This is a genomic window from Mycobacterium sp. GA-1285, from assembly GCF_001499905.1.
GTDB lineage: Bacteria > Actinomycetota > Actinomycetes > Mycobacteriales > Mycobacteriaceae > Mycobacterium.
Window position 1 is genome coordinate 200,822 of sequence record NZ_LQIS01000012.1, and the last position, 18,560, is coordinate 219,381.

Consider the following 18,560-nt stretch of genomic DNA (forward strand, 5'->3'; position numbering starts at 1 on the left):
CTCTCGCTAGTCGGGGTTTTCGTTCGTCAACGCCTGGAAGCTCTTCGCCTGACCGCGGGCCAGCGCGGCACGCACCACGCCGACGAGCAAGCCCTGAACCGCGGCGGCGATGAACACCTCCCGGGTCGAGCGGCTGAGGTCCTCCGGATCCGGCTCCTGGTCGTCCGGGTGCATTCGCTGCCAGATCTCGGTGAAGATCTTGCCGGCGATGAGCCCACCGACGACGCTGCTGACCACCGACAAGGGCTTGTACATGGTTTTGGCCGCACTCACGGCGTCCAGATTCCCGATGCGCCAATACCTAAACCCCGAACTAGAACACGTTCTAGTATCGCCGCGTGCGGTTCACCTATGCCGAAGCCATGACCGACCCGTCGTTCTACATCCCGCTGGCGCAAGCCGCCGAGGCCGCGGGTTATCACGCGATGACGATCGCCGACAGCGTCGCCTATCCGTTCGAGTCCGACTCCAAGTACCCCTACACCGCTGACGGCAGCCGCGAATTTCTCGACGGCAAGGCGTTCATCGAGGCGTTCGTGCTCGCCGGTGCGCTGAGCGCGGTGACCACGACGCTGCGGTTCAACTTCTTCGTCCTCAAGCTGCCGATCCGACCGCCCGCGCTGGTCGCCAAACAGGCCGGCTCGCTGGCGGCGCTGTTCGGCAACCGCCTCGGCCTGGGAGTCGGCACCAGCCCGTGGCCGGAGGACTACGAATTGATGAATGTGCCGTTCGCCAAGCGCGGCAAGCGGATGGACGAGTGCATCGAGATCATCAGGGGCCTGACGACCGGCGAGTACTTCGAGTTCCACGGCGAGTTCTACGACATCCCCAAGACGAAGATGACGCCGGCGCCCACCGAGCCGATCCCGATTCTCGTCGGCGGCCACGCCGATGCGGCCCTCAGGCGCGCAGCACGCAACGACGGCTGGATGCACGGAGGCGGCGACGCCGAGGAGTTGGATCGACTCCTCAAGCAGCTCAAGCAGTTCCGTGAGGAAGAAGGCCGCACGGGGCCGTTCGAGGTTCACGTGATCTCCGCCGACGCCTACACGCCCGACGGCATCAAACGGCTGGAAGACAGGGGCGTCACCGATGTCATCGTCGGGTTTCGCATTCCCTACATTCGCGGCTCCGACACCGAACCACTCGAGGCCAAGATCCGGCATCTGGAGAAGTTCGCCGAAAACGTGATCGCCAGGCTTTGACCGGGTTTTTCCGCAACCCGGTGAAGGCGTAGCGTGACGGCAGGAAGGGGTTACCAGCGGGGGCTGCGGGTAACCGGTGTGCAATGGCAAGCACGGAATCGCGGCGACACGAGACGCTGCCGGGCGTCGTGGCGGTCGGCGCATCCGCCGGGGGCGTGGAAGCGCTGAGCCACTTCGTCGGCGGGTTGACGCCCGACATGCCCTATGCGGTGCTCATCGTCCTGCACATGCCGCCGAACGCGCCGAGCGTCTTGGCGAAGATCCTCGACCGCAGCGGGCCGCTGCCTGCCGAGACCGCAACCGACGGTGCCGCGATCCAACCCGGGCACATCTACGTCTGCGCACCCGACCGCCACCTGCTCGCCGTCGACGGCCACGTGATGCTGTCGCGGGGGCCCACGGAGAGCGGGCACCGCCCGGCAATCAATGCGCTGTTCCGTTCGGTCGCGCTGAGCTACGGGCCACGCGCCATCGGCGTCCTGCTATCGGGCGTGCTGGACGACGGCGTGTTGGGCGTGGCCGCCATCCGATCCCGGGGCGGCGCCACCGTCGTTCAGAGCCCCAGCGACGCGCTGTTCGCGGCCATGCCTCGCACTGCGATCGAATCTGACGTCGTCGACCATCAAGCCGCGGCAAGTGACATCGGCGCCGTCCTGACGAAACTGCTCGAACGAGAAATCGAGGTTCGCGAAATGGAACCTGACAAAGCCATGGAATTGGAAAACCGGATCGCGATGGGGAGCCGTTTCTCGACGTCGGTCGACTCGGAAGACCTGGGCCCCCATTCGGGCTATATCTGCCCTGACTGCAACGGCTCGCTCATCGAGGTGGGGCCGAGTAGCTACCGGTGCCGGGTGGGGCACGCCTGGACGGCCGAAGCGCTGCTCAAAGCTCGGGACGAGGAGATCGAGGGCGCCATCTGGGTGGCGCTGCGCAGCCTGCGCGAGAAGGCCAAGATGTCGCGCAGACTGGCGAACACGGTCGGTCCGGGCACCGTCCAAAAGCGCTATCTGGAGACCGCCGACGAGGCCGACCGTGCGGCGCTCGTGCTCGGTGAGCATCTGTCGGCATCGCCGCCCGGAGAAGCTGGTGTCGGCTGATTCCACCCCGCTGACCGTCCTCGCGGAGCCGCTCGGTGATGTCACGGCGGTGCGGCCGCGTGGCGTGCTCGACAGCCGCACATACCGGCCGCTGCGCGACACGATCATCAAGACGGCCCTCGAGGAACCCCGGGCCGTCGTCGTCGACGTGAGCAACCTGGAGGTGCCCGCGGAATCCGCATTGGCGGTGTTCACCAGCGCGCGGTGGCATGTCGGCCGCTGGCCCGAGATACCCGTTCTGCTGGTCTGCGAACATCAGGAACTGCGGTCGGCGCTCGCCCGAAACGGCATCACCCGCTATGTGCCGTCCTACGCCAGCATGCAGGCAGCGATGGACGCACTCGCCGTCGGCGACTCGGTTCAGGTGCGTCGCCGAGCGAGGGCCGAGCTTCCCGGGACAGTGGCCAGCCTGCAACGCGCACGGGAGCTGGTCGTGGAATGGCTGACGGCTTGGGCTGTGCCCGAACTGATTCCGACCACCAAGGTGGTTGCCACGACGCTCGTCGAGAACGTCCTGCAGCACACGACCAGTCGGCCCGGTTTGCGGGTCGAGTCGAAGGACTCGACCGTGACCGTCGCGGTGAGCGATGTCAGCCATCAGCCCGCCGGACTGCGCGAAGACTCCGCGCACAGCGCGACTCCCTCGGGTCTGCGGATCGTGGCAGCCCTGTGTCGCGCCTGGGGGAACGCGCCGAACACGGCGGGCAAGACCGTTTGGGCGGTCATCGGCCCGGAGAACGCCGTTTGATGAGTATCTTCGGACGTGCGGCAGGAGCGAGCGGACGGACACGGGTTGAGCGAACAAACAGACGAGGCGTTCGAGGCGCTACTGCGATATATGCGCGATTCGCGCGGATTCGACTTCACCGGATACAAACGCACGTCGCTGATGCGGCGGGTGCAACACCGGATGCGCCAGGCCGGCGTCGAGTCCTACGAGCAATACCTCGACCACCTTCAGGCCAGCTCCGATGAGTTCAACGCGCTGTTCAACACGATCCTCATCAACGTCACCGCGTTCTTCCGGGATCCGCCGGCCTGGGATCATCTGTGTGCCGAGGTCATTCCGGCGATGTTGGCCCAACGCGGACCCAACGATCCCATCCGGGTGTGGAGCGCCGGATGTGCCTCGGGACAGGAGGCCTACACCCTCGCGATGGTTCTGGCCGACGCCCTGGGCGCGGACGCCTTCCGGCAGCGCGTCAAGATCTACGCGACCGACATCGACGAGGATGCGCTCACCGAGGCCCGGACCGCGGCGTACGACGAAAAGGCCGTCGAGTCGCTACCCGCGGAGTTCCTGAACAACTACTTCGAGCGGGTCAACGGCCGGTACGTATTCCGGAAGGATCTGCGCAGGGCGGTCATCTTCGGCCGCAACGACCTGGTCAAGGACGCGCCGATCTCGCGGGTGGACCTGCTGGTCTGCCGCAACACGCTGATGTACCTCAACGCCGAGACACAGCGGAACGTGTTGAGCCGCTTGCACTTCGCGCTGGCCCCGCAAGGGACGTTGTTCCTCGGCCACGCCGAGATGCTGTTGAGCCACAGCGACCGCTTCACGCCGCTCAACCTCAAGCACCGCATCTTTCGCAAAGCGGTCGGCTCGCACAACGGCATCGAGCGACTCGAGAACTCAGCGCCCGTCAACGACCGGCAGAACGATCTACCGGGACTGGACCCGATCCGCGAACTCGCCTTCCGTGCCGGACCGGTCGCCCAGATCGTCGTCACCAGCGATGACACCGTCGCCATGATCAACCAGCAGGCGGAGTCCACCTTCGGCTTGTCGGCTCGCGACATCGGCCGACTGCTGCGAGACCTCGAGGTGTCGTACCGCCCCGTCGAACTGCGCGCCTATCTCGAGCAGGCCAAGGTCGAGCGGCGGTCGGCCCGCATTCAGGATGTGCAGTGGCATCGCCCCGGCTCCGACGTCGTGTGGTTCGAGATTCACATCAACCCGCTCGTCGACACCGACAACGGACTACGCGGTGTGTCGATCGTCTTCTTCGACGTGACCGCGACCCGCGCGCTGCTGGACAAGGTGGTGGAGACCAACCGTCAACTGGAGACGGCATACGAGGAACTGCAGTCGACCAACGAAGAACTCGAGACCACCAACGAGGAGCTGCAGTCGACGGTCGAGGAACTCGAGACCACCAACGAGGAACTGCAGTCCACCAACGAAGAACTCGAGACGATGAACGAGGAGCTGCAGTCCACCAACGACGAGCTGCACACCATCAACGACGAACTGCGCCAGCGCAGCCTGGAGGTCAACGAGACGAAAGCGTTCCTCGATTCGTTGGTGAATTCGATCCACTTCGGCCTCATCGTGGTGGACCGGGAGATGCGGGTGATGTTGTGGAATCGAGGCTGCGAAGAGCTCTGGGGGCTGCGCGCCGACGAAGCCCAGGGATCGGCGCTCGCGTCGTTGGACATCGGCCTGCCCACTGACGAGGTCAAGCCCCTGATCGGTCAGGCCTTCGTCGACCCCGGCGTCACCTCCGAAGCGATTTTGGACGCGGTCACCCGCCGAGGCCGACAGGCTCGCGTACGCGTGGTCTGCAGCGGTTTTCGCACGACCGAAGAGACCACCAGCGGGGCGTTGCTGCTGATGGAGTTGCAGAACTAACGACGAGTGTCTTCCTCCTCCAGCATTTGCTCGTCGAGACTGGCCTGATGGTGGCGGAGCGCGGCGTCACGGTGGCGTTCGGCGGCGTCCTGATGGAGACCGACCGATCGGGCGTCGGCATGTAGGGCCGCCTGCTCGTGCGCGGCCGCTGCCCGCAGGTGCGCTTGCCTGGCGTCGTCGTGCCGCGCCGCCGCGCCGTGATGCGCCCGGCGCGCACGGTCCAGCGCTTGTTCGGCGCGCCGCTGGGCGCGCGCGGCCGACTCCGCAGTGGGGGAAATCCCCATCGCCAGTTCGGTCTGCCGCCGACGCAGCTCATCGGCCCGCGCGCGGGCCAGTTCACCGCGTTCGATCACCTCGGATATGCCGTCGTCACTCATGCAGTCGCTCCGCAGCGTCAAGCTCGGTCGCTCAAATCTACGCGCCTTCCCGCGACGGCGTCGGTGCTGGGGACTACCCGCGCAGCGTGGTGTGCGGGCTCTGCCCGTAGGTCTGGCGGTACAGCACAGCGAACCGACCGGTGTGGGCGAATCCCCACCGCGCGGCGATCGCGGTCACGGTGTCGCTGTTCCGGTCGGCCGCCAACAACTGTTGATGTGCATAGTGCAGGCGAAGCCGACGCAGGTACTGCAGCGGCGTGGTGTCCAGATGGTGCCGGAACATGTACTGCACCGCCCGCGGTGTCACGTGCACGGCTTCGGCGATGTCGGCCAGCGCGATGTCCTGGGTGGCGTTCGCGTCCATGAATTCCATCGCGCGTCGCAAGAGCACCGGCTTGTGGTCGATACGGTCGTGCGGACTCGGCTCGCTCGCCGCCGTGTTCGGGAACGTCCGAAGCGTCACCGCCGCCAACAGCCGACTCGCATGCCCGACGACCAACGGCGTGGCAAGCGACTCTTCGGACAGCACGGTGTCCCTGATGTAGCGGACCGTGTGCTTCCACGCCTGGGCGGCGCTCTCGTCGACGGGCGAAAAGCTTTCGAAGCGAATGGGCAGCGGCGCCTGGCCCCTCGGAAGACCGGTGGCCACACCCGCCACGACCGCGGGATCGACGAGGACCACTGTGGCGCGCGCGTCCTCCGCATGCGCCCGGTACGGGAGGTGGGGCTGTGTCAGCATCCCGACCTCGCCGGCCGTCACCTCGGATCGCGTTCCTTCGCAGGCGCTGGCTACCCGACCGCCGGTGGACCAGATGGTGGCCACTCGGTTCAACGGATCCGGCCGAACCTCGATCTGGCCCGCGACATAGACTTCGTCGAGCGTCAGCGGGCCGACCCCCGCACGCGAGTGGGTGAGCAGAGGCCCCTCCCGACGAGGTGAGGGTTTGCGGGTGAGCCTCAGCCTCACGCCGTAGGCGTCTTCGAGAAATTCTTCTGCATCGGCGAGATCGTGGATCTCCAACTGCGTGCGTACCAGCCGGTGCCCTTCGAAAGCTGCGGTACTGATCGGGGATCACCTCATAAGGCGAGGCATGGCGAAGCTGTCGTCTCAGCTCCAGTGCCACCAGCGTACCCAGTCGTAGGGTCCCGAAACGAAAGCCGAGCCGTTTTCGGCGCGTCTTCTCTCTCCGCCTTACCCGACGGGTAGGAAAGCCTTCCCCTCCAGCGGGGAGATCTGGCTTTCCGGCGATTACGCGGCTCGGGTTCGCGCGCCAGCATGGATGCGACCCTCCGACCCGCAAGGACTCCCCGACCCGCAAGGAAGACGATGATCGCAACGACCCGACCAGCCCATGACGAGACCGTGCGGCTGCGCCCCGGCGACCTGCCGGTGCGGCCACGGCCCCAGATCACCCGCGCCGACGCCGTGACGACGCGCCTGCGCGCGGTCAGGCCTGCGACGAAGCCCCCGTCCAAGGCCACCGGTGCTTTCGACGGCAAGACGGTGCAGCCGCGCGCCATCGACCTGCCGGTCGTCGGCAAGGTCGCCAACACCGTGCGGCAGCGTTACCTGGACCTGAGCACGGTCAAGAAGCCGCCGACCAGATGGGACGTCGCGCGACTCCTACTGGTGATGCTCCTGGCGTCGATGCCGATCTTGGGCATCTCGGTCGACGTGTTCGGCCTGGTGCCGCAGAACGTCACGTCGGTGGTCCTGATCGCGCTGTGCGCGGTGCTGGGCGCGCTCATCGCGTTCGCCCCGCACCGGATCGACATGATCGTCGGTCGCGGCCTGATCGCCGGCATGGTCGCATGCGTCGTCTATGACGCAGCCCGGCTGTTCGCGGTGCACGTGCTGGACCTGATGGGCGACTTCATCCCGGTGATGGGCTCTTTCGTCACCGGTGAGCCGAACACCGCGGGCAGCGCGGCGGTCGGTTATGTGTGGCGCTACATCGGCGACGGCGGCGGCCTGGGCGTGGCGTTCTTCGTCGTCGCGTTCGCGTTGGGCATCGACCGGTGGAGGAACGTCTACGCGGTGCTCGCATCGGTCGCCTTCGCCGTGTTCCCGACCTGGGCCGGGCTGATGGCGACGGTCGCATTGGCCCCGCGCGGAGAGGAGATGATGTTCCCGCTGAACATCGCAACGGTGACGATCACCTTGGTCGGACACCTGATCTTCGGGTTGGTGCTGGGGCTGGCCTTCCTCAAGGCGCCGCGAGGACGGGAGCGCAGCGAATGGCCCTGGCCGCCGCTGTTCGAGTCGGCTCCGGCCAGGCGAGTCGTCCGCGCCTACAAGAGGTTCACCAACCGGCCGTGAGCGTTCGTCGACCAGGGACCTCCTATCTGGGCCAGAATTGCTCCGATAGGAGGTCCCATGTCGTCGCACCTGGAAGTCTCGAGGCCGTCAGGGCGGGAGTTGGTCCCGCTCAGTGGTCAGCGGGTGACGCTCGGTAAGGCCTCCACCAACGCGGTGTCGCTCGAGCACGACGAGACCGTGTCGCGGTTGCACGCCGTGCTCGAGAACCTCGGATTCGCTTGGTCCATAAGGGATCTCGGCAGCCGCAACGGTACCTATCTCAACGGCGAGCGGATCACCGCCGAACGGGTGCTGCGGTCCGGCGACGAGGTGCGGCTGGGCAAGTCGCGGTTGATCTTCTGGGAGGTGAGGGACCGCGGGGACGGCAGGCTCGACGAGGAGACGGTCACCGCCCAGGCCGTCGAGCCTCCGCCGCGGCTGACCCGCCGCGAACTCGACGTGCTCGTCGTGTTGTGCCGGCCGCTGGTCTCCGAGGACCCGTTCCCCGAGCCCGCATCGGTTCGCCGGATGGCCGGTGAACTCTTCGTCACCGAGGCCGCGGTCAAACAGCACCTGCAGAACCTTTACGACAAATTCGCGATCCCCGCCGAGGGTGACCGTCGGGTCCGGTTGGCCAACGAGGCGCTGCGGCGTGGCGCCGTCACCCTCGCGCAACTGCGCGCTACGTGAAGTCCAGGGCCTCGACGGTGGCGACGGGCCCTTCGTGAGTCGGCCGGTCGGCGCCCCCGATGCAGTACACCGCCGAACCGACCGCGGCCACCACCTGGCCGTGCACCGGAGTTCCGATGGGCGCCAACGTCGTCCACTTCCCGTTGGCGATGTCGTACATCTCGACCGTCGCCAGCACGCGCGTCGGCTCCTCGCCACCCACCGCGACAATTCGGCCGTCGATGTAGGCGGCGCCGTAGCTACCGCGCGGAGTCGGCATGTCCGGCAACTTGTTCCATTCGCCGGAGGACGGATCGAACCGTTCGAACGCCGCGGTGTTCTCGTCGGCGCTCAATGACCGCCCGCCCACCGCGTAGACATAACTGCCGTCCGACACCGCCGCGAGATGCTCACGCGGGGTGGGCATGTCGGCCGCCTGTCGCCAGGACTCCCCGTCGAACACCTCCGCAGGCACCACGAGCTGTTTGTCGCTCTGGCCGCCGATCACGACGAGCTTGTCGCCGGCGACTGCCGCCGCTGCTCCGGCCCGGCCGTGTTGCAGGGCGGGAAGTTCGGTCCACTCACCGTCGCGCAGGGCGAACACCTTGTTCGACGGTTCGGCGATGTTGTCGGTGGCACCGCCGAGGACGACGACCTGCCCCTTGTAGGCGGCAGCTGTCGCATGGTGCAGTGGGATCGGCAACGGCGGCTGGCGCTGCCACGTTCCGGACTGGGGATCGAAGCTCTCGACTGTGTCGAGAGTTTCCCCCTCGCGGATACCACCGGCAATCCAGATCTTGTCGTCGAGCACCGTCCACGCCATCATCAGCCGCGGGGTCGGCGCATCCGGGAGGGCGCGCCACTCGGCAGCTGGTTGCGGTTGCCGCGCAGGCAATTTCAAGGTCTCCGCGGACGAGATGATCTTGGCGTCACCGGCACCCGTCGACCCGCCGATGGCGTATACGCGGTTACCGACCGCAGCCACGGCCATACCGTGGCGGGCTGTGCCCATGTCGGGCAGACCGGACCACGTCGTCGTCGCCAGATCGAACGCGAGGACGCTCTCGAGGACCTGCCCTCCGGACGTACCGCCCACCACCACTAGGCGCTCGTCGGTGTCCGCGACGCCGAAATCGCTTCGTGGTTCAGGGAGTTCGGGCAGGGTCGTCCAGGTGTCGGCGGCCGGGTCGTACGCCTCGACGGTCGCCAGATCGGTGGTACCGGTAGTGCCGCCGATCGCGTAGACCAGCTTGTCGTCGGAGGCCGCACTCAACATCTGACGCGGGGTGCGGATCGGGGCACCCAGCTTCCAGGAGGTGCCGTCGAAGACTTCCGTGGTGTTGAGCAGCTTTCCCGCGGAGTCCACGCCGCCGGTGACGATGATGCGGTCACCGACCACTGCGGCGGCCCCTGCGGCACGGGGTTGCAATAGTGGCGGCAGTTCGGTCCAGCGACTGTTGACAACCCGCCACACTCGATCGGTCGCGACCTTGGCGTCGTTGCCTTCGGTGCGCCAACCGCCGAGCACGACCGGGTTCTCGCGCCAGGTCACCGCAATCGCATGCTGTACGGGGACCGGCAGGTCCTCACCGCTCTTCCAGCTGTCGATGGCGGGGTCGTAGCCCTCGTGCCTACCGCTGACGCGGCCATCGGCGGCGAGGCCGCCGAAAACCCAGATGGTGCCGTCGGCCTCGGTGGCGGCCACCGCGTCGCGGGCGACGCGCGCGTCGGCGATCGGCCGCCAAGCCGGTTGCGTTTCCGCGACCGGCTGTGCGGGGGCCGCGGTTTGGCCGCCACCGGAGTCCCGCGTCGAGGCGATGACGAAGACACCGCTGAGCACCAGCAGCAACACCCCCACGATCGCTCCGGAGACGAGCAGGACCCGTTTGCGACTCCGCCTTCTCGGCGGCGTGGTCCCCACCGGGTCGGGTGTCACCCGAGGCGGCACCTGCCATGGCAGGCTGGACTGGCTGATCGACGCGGTGTGCGCAAACATCCCCGGCTCGGGCACGGGTGCGCCGGTGTCGCCGGACCTGGCGGGCCGGCGTGTCGGGAGGGGTTCGGGTTGCGCAGACAATGACGGCTCGACGAGCTCCGAGATCGGCGCCGCCCCCGTGGCTTCTGGCTGCTCGAGCGGAGCGTTCGGCTCGCTGAGCGCCATCACGTCAGCGGTCAGCCCGTTGTGTCGCTGGGCCAACTGCAGTTCATGACCGAATTCCGCCGCCGACGCGTAGCGGTCGGCGGGCTCGCGGGCCATCGCCTTCTCGACCGCGGCACACACGTCGGCGGGGATGCCCTGAGGACGCAGGTCCGGTATGGGCGTGGAGGTGATGCGCAGGTAGTGCGCGATCAGATCCTCGTCGTTCTTGCGCTCGTGCGGCGGCTTGCCCGCGATCAGCGCGTAGATCGAGGCGCCAAGCGAGTACACGTCGGCCTCGACGGTGGGCGGGTTTCCCTCGAGCACCTCCGGGGCGGTGTACGACAGGGTGCCGGTGAAGAACCCGGTCACCGTCTTGTAACCACCCGCGATCCGGGCGGTTCCGAAGTCGCTCAGCTGTGGTTCGCCGTAATCGTTGAAGAGCACGTTGGCTGGTTTGATGTCGCGGTGCAGGGTGCCGGTCCGATGCGCGGTTTCCAGTGCCCCACAGAGCTTCACACCGATGCGCAGCGCTTCGGGCCACGCGATGCGGCCCTCGCGGCGCAACCGCTCCGCAAGCGAACCCTCACGGTGGTAAGGCATCACGATGAACGGCCGGTTGCCCTCGGTCACGCCGACCTGCAGGATGTTCACGATGTTCGGGTGCCCGGAAAGCGCACCCATGGCGTAGCCCTCCCGGAGGAACCGTTCCCGGTCGTCGTCGTCGAGATCGGATGCGAGCACCTTGATCGCGACGCTTCGCGCCAGTGACTGCTGATAGCAGCGGTAGACGACGCCACCGCCGCCGCGGCCGATTTCGACCGCGTCGGTGAACCCGGCGGCCGCCAACTCAGTCGCTATTCCCCCGGCCATGTGCCACCGCCCTCCGGTGAAATGCGGGACGCTCCGCTCTCAAGGTACCGAGCAACAGCGGCCGACAGAAGGGTTTCGTCGTTCCGCACGGCGTCCCTACCTCGCGGAACGCACCGCAAACAACCGTAATGTTGTGATCGAACCGAGGCGTCGGCCGAACCGAAAGCCATAGTCTCGAAGAGTGACATCAGCGACCGTGACCGTCGACGAACTCGAGGTCGCCGATCCGGCGGACGCCTGGGCGCACGCGGGGTTCGGCGACGTGATCATCGAAGTCGTCGGCTCACCGGGCACCACGAGCGAAGCACCGTCAACGCTCTGGGGGATCACCTTCGTCGTCTCCGACATCGACGCGACCGCGGATTTCTTCGGTGAGCGCACGGGGCCGATCAAAGACGCGGTGCAACCCGGACGCCGGATCACCACGCTGCGGCATCACGAGTTCGGGATGTCGGTCCGGGCGGCGATGATCTCGCCGCCTGCGCGTCGGTGAGCCGACCACCCCGCCCTGTTGCCTATTCTCGGCGCATGGCAGACGACGTCGTGGTGATCCATACCGACGGCGGGTGCAGACCGAATCCGGGCCCAGGCGGCTGGGGCGCGGTGCTGCGCCGGCGTGCACACGTGCGCGAGATGTGCGGCGGCGAGGCGCAGACGAGCAACAACCGGATGGAGTTGACGGCGCCGATCATGGCGCTCGAGGCGTTGACGCGGCCCATCGTGGTGCACCTGTACACCGACAGCACCTACGTCCGCAACGGCATCACCAAGTGGGTGCTCGGTTGGGAGCGCAACGGCTGGATGACGGCCGCGAAGCAGCCGGTGAAGAACGTCGACCTCTGGCAGCGGCTGCGATCGGCCTGCGCGCGGCACCAGGTCGAGTGGTTCTGGGTAAAGGGCCATTCGGGCGTCGCCGACAACGAGTTGGCCGACGTGCTCGCGACGCGGGGCATGCGGGAAGCGCTGCTCGCGGCTACTCCCAGGTGACCTCATCGGGTTTCTTGTCCGGACGTAAGCCTCGCCAACTCGGTTGGCGCAGACGGTCATCCGAGGTTCGTTCGCTGTAGCGCACCTCGCCGACGAGTTCGGGGCGCACGAATGTGACACCCTTCGCGTCCTGGCGCGGCAGCGGCTTGGTGAACGGGCTGTCGTCGGTCTTCAGCGGCTCGAGCGTCTTCTTCAGCTCGGCCAGCGCCTTGTCCGTGAAGCCCGTTCCGACACGGCCGACGAATTGGAGCCCGCCGTCTGGATCGTTTGGGTCCGGAATCCCGAGCATCAGCGAGCCGATCCCGCTGGAGCGGCCGCCCTCACCCTGCCGCCAGCCGCCGATCACGACTTCCTGGGTGTTCCAGACCTTGTCTTTGACCCACGACGCCGACCGTCGTCCCGGTTGGTAGGTCGAGTCGCGTCTCTTGGCGACGACGCCCTCCCATCGCATCTTGCGCGCGTACTGCATCGCTTCGGGACCGTCGCCGGGCAACTGGTCGGGCACGATCAACCCGCCGCCCTCGGCCAGTGCCTCGAGTATCCGCCGCCGGTCGGTGTACTTGGCGCGCAACAGCGACCGGCCGTCGAGGTGCAGGATGTCGAACGCCCAGAACTCCACCCGGGTGGAGCGGGCGCGGTTCTGCATCTCCGAGAAGCTGGGCACCCCTGACTCGTCGAGCGCGACCGCCTCGCCGTCGAGGATCACATGGTGGTCGGCGAGATCGGCTGCCAGCGCCTCGAATTGGGGAAACTCGCCGGTGACGTCGCGGCCCCGCCGGGAGCGGACGGTGAGCCGGCCCCGATCGGCGTCGATGATCACGCGGTAGCCGTCCCACTTGCCCTCGAACGCCCACTGCCCCGCCTTGAGATTCGCCACCGAGCCCTCCGTCGACAGCATCGGTGCGAGATCGCCTGCGTGCGGCCGCTTCTGGTCTTTCATCCGATGCGCGAGCCAGTTCTTGCCGTCGGTCTGGATCAGCGCGTAACGGCCATCGATCTTGTTGCCGCGCAGGTTGATGATGACCTCGCCGCCCTCTTTGGCGCTGTCGGGTGGCACGTCGTTGAACTTCTCGGCCTCGTAGGTGCCGGTGTCCCAGATGATCATCTTGCCGCCGCCGTACTCGCCTTTGGGGATCTCGCCGTGGAAGGTCAAGTACTCCAGCGGATGGTCCTCGGTGTGCACGGCGAGATGGTTGACCGATGGAGTGTCGGGCAGGTTCTTAGGTACCGCCCAGCTCACCAGCACGCCGTCGCGTTCGAGCCTCAGGTCGTAGTGCAGTCGGCGCGCGTGGTGCTCCTGGATCACGAACTTGTCGTTGTTTCCCGTCTTGGGCGGCTTGTTCGGCACCGGCTCAGGGGTTTTCGACGCGTCGCGCATGCTGCGGTAGGTGGTCAGCCGATCCGGTACGGGGACCGCCTCGTCGAGCGGCGCAAGGAGGTCGCCCATCTGCTGCACCCGGTCGAGCACCTCGTCGAAGTTCAGGTGTCGCAGCTCGGGGTCCTCGATCTCGTCCCAGGTGCGCGGCGCCGCAACGGTCGGATGTTCGCGTCCCCGAAGCGAATACGGCGCGATCGTCGTCTTGGCCCCGTTGTTCTGGCTCCAGTCGACGAAGACCTTACCGGCGCGCAGGCTCTTGGTCATCGTCGCGGTCACCCTCTTGGGCATCGTCTTCTCGAGTTGCTGCGCGACCCGACGGGCAAGCACCGATGCGCCCTGCGAACTGATCGGGTCTTCGAGTGGGACATACAGGTGCAGGCCCTTGCTGCCGCTGGTGACGGGGAAGGTGGTCAATCCGATGTCGGTGATCAGATCCCGCACCTCGTGGGCGACTTCGCAGAGTTGGCGGAACGTGACGCCCTCGCCGGGGTCCAGGTCGAACACGATGCGCGTCGCCGGCCCGGGTGTCGGTGGCCCGTCGTCTTTGCGCACAAACCGCCACTGCGGGACGTGCACTTCGAGTGCAGCCTGTTGCGCGATCCACGCCAGGCCCTCGGCGGTGTCAATCAGCGGGTAGGTCGTCGTCCCGGAGCGGTGCGTGACCGACGCGCGGTCCAACCAGTCCGGCGCCGACGAGGCGAGTTGCTTCTCGAAGAACGACGGCTCCTCGATGCCATTGGGCCAGCGCTTGCGAGTGACGGCGCGGCCCGCGATGTGCGGGACCATCGCCTCGGCGATACCGACGTAATACTCGAAGACTTGGCCTTTCGTGGTGCCCGTCGCCGGGTACAGCACCTTGTCCGGGTTGGTCAGCTTCACCCGGCCGAATCGATCCACAATGTGAACGTATACCCGCTGCTACGTTGGATTCGTGACGAGAATCCTGGCGGCGGCGCTGATTGCGGCGGCTCTGCTGGCGGCGCCGCACGCCGCGGCCGATCCCGAGGATCTCCTGCCCTACTGCTCGGGTGATCAGACGCCGATGGATGACAACTGCCGGCCGCCGGCTCACCAGGAGTTCACCCACTCGCCCAGTGGGCTCGACCCGAACCTGGCCGACGGCCTGGACCCGGGGAATCCACAAGTCGTGGGGTGACGGTTGATCGCGACGTCGAGCGGTCGCGGCGCGGCTCCCGCGTCAGGCCGCGTTGGGTTCCGGCCCTTGGGTGTCGCTGGTGGCCGAAGAACTCGGGTCGTCAGCGTCGACTTCCGGCAATTCGGTGTCTCCGTCCGGTGGACGGTGTAGTCGTTCCGGACGGTGGAAGTCGTTGACACGGGCTTGTCCGGTATCGAGGTGCGGGGGCGGTATCCACTCGACATCGTTGGCGTCGTTGATCCGGGTGATCCAGCCGTCGGGGCCGACCATGCGATTGTCGGGCCCACACGCCAAGCCGAGTTCGTCGACGTTGGTTTGCCCGTCGTTGCCCCAGTCGCAGGCGGCGTGATGAACCTGGCACCCGTACGCGGACACGGTGCACCCCGGCTTCGTACAGCCGCCGTCGCGGGCGATGAGCACAATTCGTTGGGCCGGCGAGGCCACGCGGCGGGCACGGAACAAGTCCAGCGCCGATCCGGTGGCCTTGTCGAACACCGCCAGGTAGTGGTTGGCGTGCGTGCCCATGCGGATGACGTCGGCGATGGGGATGACGGTGCCTCCGCCTGTGACGCCAACGCCCGCAAGGCTCTCGAGGTCCCCCAATGTGGTGCGGACGATGACCGAGGTCGGTAAACCGTTGTGCTGACCCAACTCACCGCTTTCCAGCACACTGCGCCCGACCGCGATCAACGCATCGTGCTGACGTTGAGCGAGACTGCGGTGGTCCTGTTCGATCTGCGCTTGTGACGGCACGCCGGAGACGCAGGGATTCTCGTCATCGGGGTTGCACATACCCGGCGCGGCCCACTTGGCGAAGACGGCCTCGAATATCGCCCATGCTTCGGGAGTCAGCGTGGCCCTCACCGGGATCATCTTGTCGGGACCCTGCGGCCCCTTCCACAAGCCGCGGCGCCGTGCGCGCTCCCTGTCGTCGGGTTCGGGGCCGTCCTGATCGAGCAGGAACAGTATGCGGTCGGCGTTGTCCTTCAATTCCTTTGGGCCAACGCCGACGGCGCTGCGGGCCAGATCGACTTCGATCTGGGCGCGGGTCACGGCGTCGACCGCTGCCGGAACGCGGTCCATCGCCTCCCGCACGACCTTGACGTGCTCACGGTTGATCAACCCGTGCGTCTGGGCGATCGCTGTCGCTGGCAGTACCGGCTCGAGTGGTTCTCCGGTCAGTGTGCGCCGTGGCGCCAACAACGCTGCCTCATCGAGTCGGCGGCGCGCCTCGCTGGCAGAGATACGCCACCGGATAGACAGAACGTCGCGCCACGACTTGGCGCCCATCTCCTTGGCGGTCTTCTCGACCTGCAAGCGCGCCAGCAGGCGGTGGCTCTGTGCGGGCATCTGACAGGTGAGGGTTTCGAGCTCGTCGAGCACGCCGACCAAATCTGCGACCGAGAGCGTGTCGATGGGCAGCGCGGCCAGGTCGTCGAACGCGGCACGCAGCGTGGCGACCGTCGCTTGCACCGCTTCGGAACTCATGACTCGAACATATGAGCGAACTCTAAGGCGTTGGTGACGTATCTCCGAAGAATTCTATGAGAGCTTCGACAGTTCGACTTTAATGTGTTGTCACACAATATGTTCAGCTCTCCTCGAGCTTTCGACGGCGCTGCCCGCTCGTGTTCGGATCTCCCGACGCTCGAGGCATCGCCCGGGAAGGACGCGCCATGAGGGCCCTGGTGATCGGCGAGGCGTTGATCGACATCGTCGAGCGCGGCGGACAGGTCACCGAACACGTCGGCGGCAGCCCGCTCAACGTGGCGGTCGGACTGGCCCGACTGGGCCGCAGCGTCGACTTCCTCACCCACATCGGCGACGACGAACGCGGCCGGCGCATCCTTGGCTACGTGAAACAAGTTGGGGCGCAAGTGGTTACGGGAAGTATGAGCGCGGCCAGGACGCCCACGGCGGTGGCCACGTTGGACGAGTACGGGTCGGCGCAGTATGCGTTCGACATCGATTGGCAGCTGACCGGCACGCCGGAAGTGAGGCCGCCGCTGGTGGTGCACACCGGTTCGATCGCGGCCGTGCTCGAGCCCGGATGCCGTGCCGCCGCCGCGCTGCTCGACACCTACCACCCCTCGGCCACCGTCACGTTCGATCCGAATGTTCGGCCGGCGTCGATCGAGGACACCGATGCCGCACGCGCCCGCATCGACCGGCTCATCGAGCGCTGCGACGTCGTGAGGGCCAGCGACGAGGACATGAGGTGGCTCGATCCTGGTCGGTCCCCCGAACAGATTGCCGAGACGTGGTTGTCGCTGGGCCCGTCGATCGTCGCGGTGACGATGGGTGGGCAGGGGTCGTTCGCGGTGTGTGCGCGGGGTCTGGTGCGGGCGCCGGCGTTCGAGGTCGACGTCGTCGACACCGTCGGCGCGGGCGACGCGTACATGAGTGGTTTGATCGACGCGCTGTGGACATTGGGGCTGCTGGGCGCCCAGCGGCGCCGTGACCTGGCACGGATCGGCACGGCCGACCTGACCGACGTCGTGCGCACCGCCGCGATGTCGTCTGCGCTGACGGTGTCCCGCGCCGGCGCCGACCTGCCCGATCGCCGTAGCCGCGATGCGGCCCTGAAATCAGCCATACTGGGTTGATGCGTTCCATATGGAAGGGTTCGATCGCGTTCGGCCTGGTGAACGTCCCGGTCAAGGTCTACAGCGCGCAGCAGGACCACGACGTGAAGTTCCACCAGGTGCACGCGAAGGACAACGGGCGCATCCGCTACAAGCGGGTCTGCGAGATCGACGGCGAGGAAGTCGAATATCGCGACATCGCCCGGGCCTACGAGTCCGACGACGGGCAGACCGTGATCATCACCGACGAGGACATCGCCACGCTGCCTGAGGAACGCAGTCGCGAGATCGAGGTGCTGGAGTTCGTTCCGGCCAGCGACATCGATCCGATGATGTACGACCGCAGCTACTTCCTCGAGCCCGAGGGCAAGTCGTCGAAGTCGTATGTGTTGTTGACCAAGACGCTCAAGGAGACCGACCGGGTCGCGATCGTGCACTTCGCGTTGCGCAACAAGACCCGCCTGGCGGCGCTGCGGGTTCAGGACTTCAGCAAGCGCGACGTCATGGTGATCCAGACGCTGTTGTGGCCCGACGAGATCCGCGACCCCGATTTCCCGGTGCTGGACAAGGAAGTCGACATCAAACCGGCCGAGCTGAAGATGGCGACCCAGGTCGTCGACTCGATGACCGACGACTTCAACCCCGATCGCTACCACGACGACTACCAGGAGCAGCTGCGCGAGCTGATCCAGGCGAAACTCGAAGGCGGCGAGGCGTTCACCGCCGAGGAGCAGCCGCAGGAACTCGATGAGACAGAGGACGTCTCCGATCTGTTGGCCAAGCTCGAGGCCAGTGTGAAGGCGCGTCGCGAGGGCCGCGGCGGCGACGAGGAAAAGCCGGCGAAGAAGGCCCCTGCGAAGAAGGGCGCCGCCAAGAAGGCACCCGCCAAGAAAACTGCGAAGAAGACGCCGGCCAAGAAGACGCCGGCGAAGAAAGCCGCCGCCAAGAAGGCCGCCGCCAAGAAATAGTTCATCGCCGCCAGCCGCCAGCCGCCAGCCGTCGTCGCCCTTGATTCTCGCGAGACGTACAACAGGGTCGTGCTACCGGTCGCGATACGACCCTGTTGTACGTCTCGCGAAAATTAGAACGTGTTTCAGAAAGCCCTCACGCGGGTCGTCGCGCCCTGTTACGGTTCGGCCGGCGAGGGAAGGAACCGAAA

General features: G+C 66.8%; 16 protein-coding genes and 1 pseudogene. 11 read left to right on the plus strand and 6 right to left on the minus strand.

Annotated elements, in window-relative coordinates:
* Nucleotides 1-6: 6 nt before the first annotated feature.
* A complete protein-coding gene (locus AU193_RS09780) occupies nucleotides 7-273 on the minus strand; it encodes a DUF4235 domain-containing protein (protein WP_064422151.1) in 267 nt (88 codons plus the stop codon).
* A 65-nt stretch (nucleotides 274-338) separates the two neighbouring features.
* Between AU193_RS09780 and AU193_RS09785 the strand changes: the two genes are divergently transcribed.
* The 4 genes from AU193_RS09785 (at nucleotide 339) to AU193_RS09800 (ending at nucleotide 4,940) form a co-directional block, all read left to right on the plus strand.
* Nucleotides 339-1,205: a TIGR03619 family F420-dependent LLM class oxidoreductase gene (locus AU193_RS09785; RefSeq protein WP_064422152.1), complete on the plus strand. Its 867-nt coding sequence runs from the start codon at nucleotides 339-341 to the stop codon at nucleotides 1,203-1,205.
* Nucleotides 1,206-1,288: 83 nt separating this feature from the next.
* A complete protein-coding gene (locus tag AU193_RS09790) occupies nucleotides 1,289-2,305 on the plus strand; it encodes a chemotaxis protein CheB (RefSeq protein ID WP_064422153.1) in 1,017 nt (338 codons plus the stop codon).
* The gene (locus AU193_RS09795) at nucleotides 2,295-3,053 is read left to right on the plus strand and encodes an STAS domain-containing protein (RefSeq protein WP_064422154.1); all 759 of its coding nucleotides are present in this window, start codon (nucleotides 2,295-2,297) and stop codon (nucleotides 3,051-3,053) included. The genes AU193_RS09790 and AU193_RS09795 overlap by 11 nt, the downstream gene beginning before the upstream one ends.
* Nucleotides 3,054-3,098: 45 nt before the next feature.
* Nucleotides 3,099-4,940 (plus strand): CheR family methyltransferase, encoded by a 1,842-nt coding sequence (locus tag AU193_RS09800; RefSeq protein ID WP_082682916.1) that lies wholly within the window; start codon nucleotides 3,099-3,101, stop codon nucleotides 4,938-4,940.
* Here AU193_RS09800 and AU193_RS23425 read toward each other — a convergent pair.
* The gene (locus tag AU193_RS23425) at nucleotides 4,937-5,317 is read right to left on the minus strand and encodes a hypothetical protein (RefSeq protein WP_216637276.1); all 381 of its coding nucleotides are present in this window, start codon (nucleotides 5,315-5,317) and stop codon (nucleotides 4,937-4,939) included. The two genes, AU193_RS09800 and AU193_RS23425, sit on opposite strands and share 4 nt — an antisense overlap.
* A gap of 73 nt (nucleotides 5,318-5,390) precedes the next feature.
* Nucleotides 5,391-6,338 carry an AraC family transcriptional regulator gene (locus AU193_RS09810; RefSeq protein WP_253867715.1) on the minus strand — a complete coding sequence of 316 codons (948 nt, stop codon included), beginning with the start codon at nucleotides 6,336-6,338 and terminating at the stop codon, nucleotides 5,391-5,393.
* Nucleotides 6,339-6,644: 306 nt separating this feature from the next.
* Between AU193_RS09810 and AU193_RS09815 the strand changes: the two genes are divergently transcribed.
* Together AU193_RS09815 and AU193_RS09820 are read left to right on the plus strand one after the other, a co-directional pair.
* Nucleotides 6,645-7,637 (plus strand): hypothetical protein, encoded by a 993-nt coding sequence (locus AU193_RS09815; protein WP_064422156.1) that lies wholly within the window; start codon nucleotides 6,645-6,647, stop codon nucleotides 7,635-7,637.
* 57 nt (nucleotides 7,638-7,694) lie between these two features.
* A complete protein-coding gene (locus tag AU193_RS09820) occupies nucleotides 7,695-8,306 on the plus strand; it encodes an FHA domain-containing protein (protein ID WP_064422157.1) in 612 nt (203 codons plus the stop codon).
* Here AU193_RS09820 and AU193_RS09825 read toward each other — a convergent pair.
* Entirely contained in the window at nucleotides 8,299-11,295 is a 2,997-nt protein-coding gene (locus tag AU193_RS09825) for a serine/threonine-protein kinase (protein WP_064422158.1), read from the minus strand. The genes AU193_RS09820 and AU193_RS09825 overlap by 8 nt on opposite strands.
* 256 nt (nucleotides 11,296-11,551) lie before the next feature.
* On the opposite strand from AU193_RS09825, the pseudogene AU193_RS09830 reads away from it, so the two are divergent.
* Nucleotides 11,552-11,788: pseudogene (locus tag AU193_RS09830) on the plus strand (glyoxalase); the annotation flags it as partial.
* 35 nt (nucleotides 11,789-11,823) lie between these two features.
* Nucleotides 11,824-12,282 (plus strand): ribonuclease HI, encoded by a 459-nt coding sequence (gene rnhA / locus AU193_RS09835; protein ID WP_064422159.1) that lies wholly within the window; start codon nucleotides 11,824-11,826, stop codon nucleotides 12,280-12,282.
* Here rnhA and AU193_RS09840 read toward each other — a convergent pair.
* A complete protein-coding gene (locus tag AU193_RS09840; RefSeq protein ID WP_064422160.1) occupies nucleotides 12,269-14,560 on the minus strand; it encodes an ATP-dependent DNA ligase in 2,292 nt (763 codons plus the stop codon). The genes rnhA and AU193_RS09840 overlap by 14 nt on opposite strands.
* Before the next feature lie 31 nt (nucleotides 14,561-14,591).
* On the opposite strand from AU193_RS09840, the gene AU193_RS09845 reads away from it, so the two are divergent.
* Nucleotides 14,592-14,816 carry a hypothetical protein gene (locus tag AU193_RS09845; protein ID WP_064422161.1) on the plus strand — a complete coding sequence of 75 codons (225 nt, stop codon included), beginning with the start codon at nucleotides 14,592-14,594 and terminating at the stop codon, nucleotides 14,814-14,816.
* A 42-nt stretch (nucleotides 14,817-14,858) separates the two neighbouring features.
* On the opposite strand, the gene AU193_RS09850 is transcribed toward AU193_RS09845, so the two are convergent.
* The gene (locus AU193_RS09850; RefSeq protein ID WP_082682910.1) at nucleotides 14,859-16,304 is read right to left on the minus strand and encodes an HNH endonuclease signature motif containing protein; all 1,446 of its coding nucleotides are present in this window, start codon (nucleotides 16,302-16,304) and stop codon (nucleotides 14,859-14,861) included.
* 188 nt (nucleotides 16,305-16,492) lie between these two features.
* On the opposite strand from AU193_RS09850, the gene AU193_RS09855 reads away from it, so the two are divergent.
* Together AU193_RS09855 and AU193_RS09860 are read left to right on the plus strand one after the other, a co-directional pair.
* A complete protein-coding gene (locus tag AU193_RS09855; protein ID WP_064422257.1) occupies nucleotides 16,493-17,422 on the plus strand; it encodes a carbohydrate kinase in 930 nt (309 codons plus the stop codon).
* On the plus strand, nucleotides 17,422-18,369 hold the full coding sequence (locus AU193_RS09860; RefSeq protein ID WP_064422162.1) for a Ku protein: 948 nt from the start codon (nucleotides 17,422-17,424) through the stop codon (nucleotides 18,367-18,369). Before AU193_RS09855 ends, AU193_RS09860 begins: the two co-directional genes overlap by 1 nt.
* Nucleotides 18,370-18,560 lie beyond the last annotated feature (191 nt).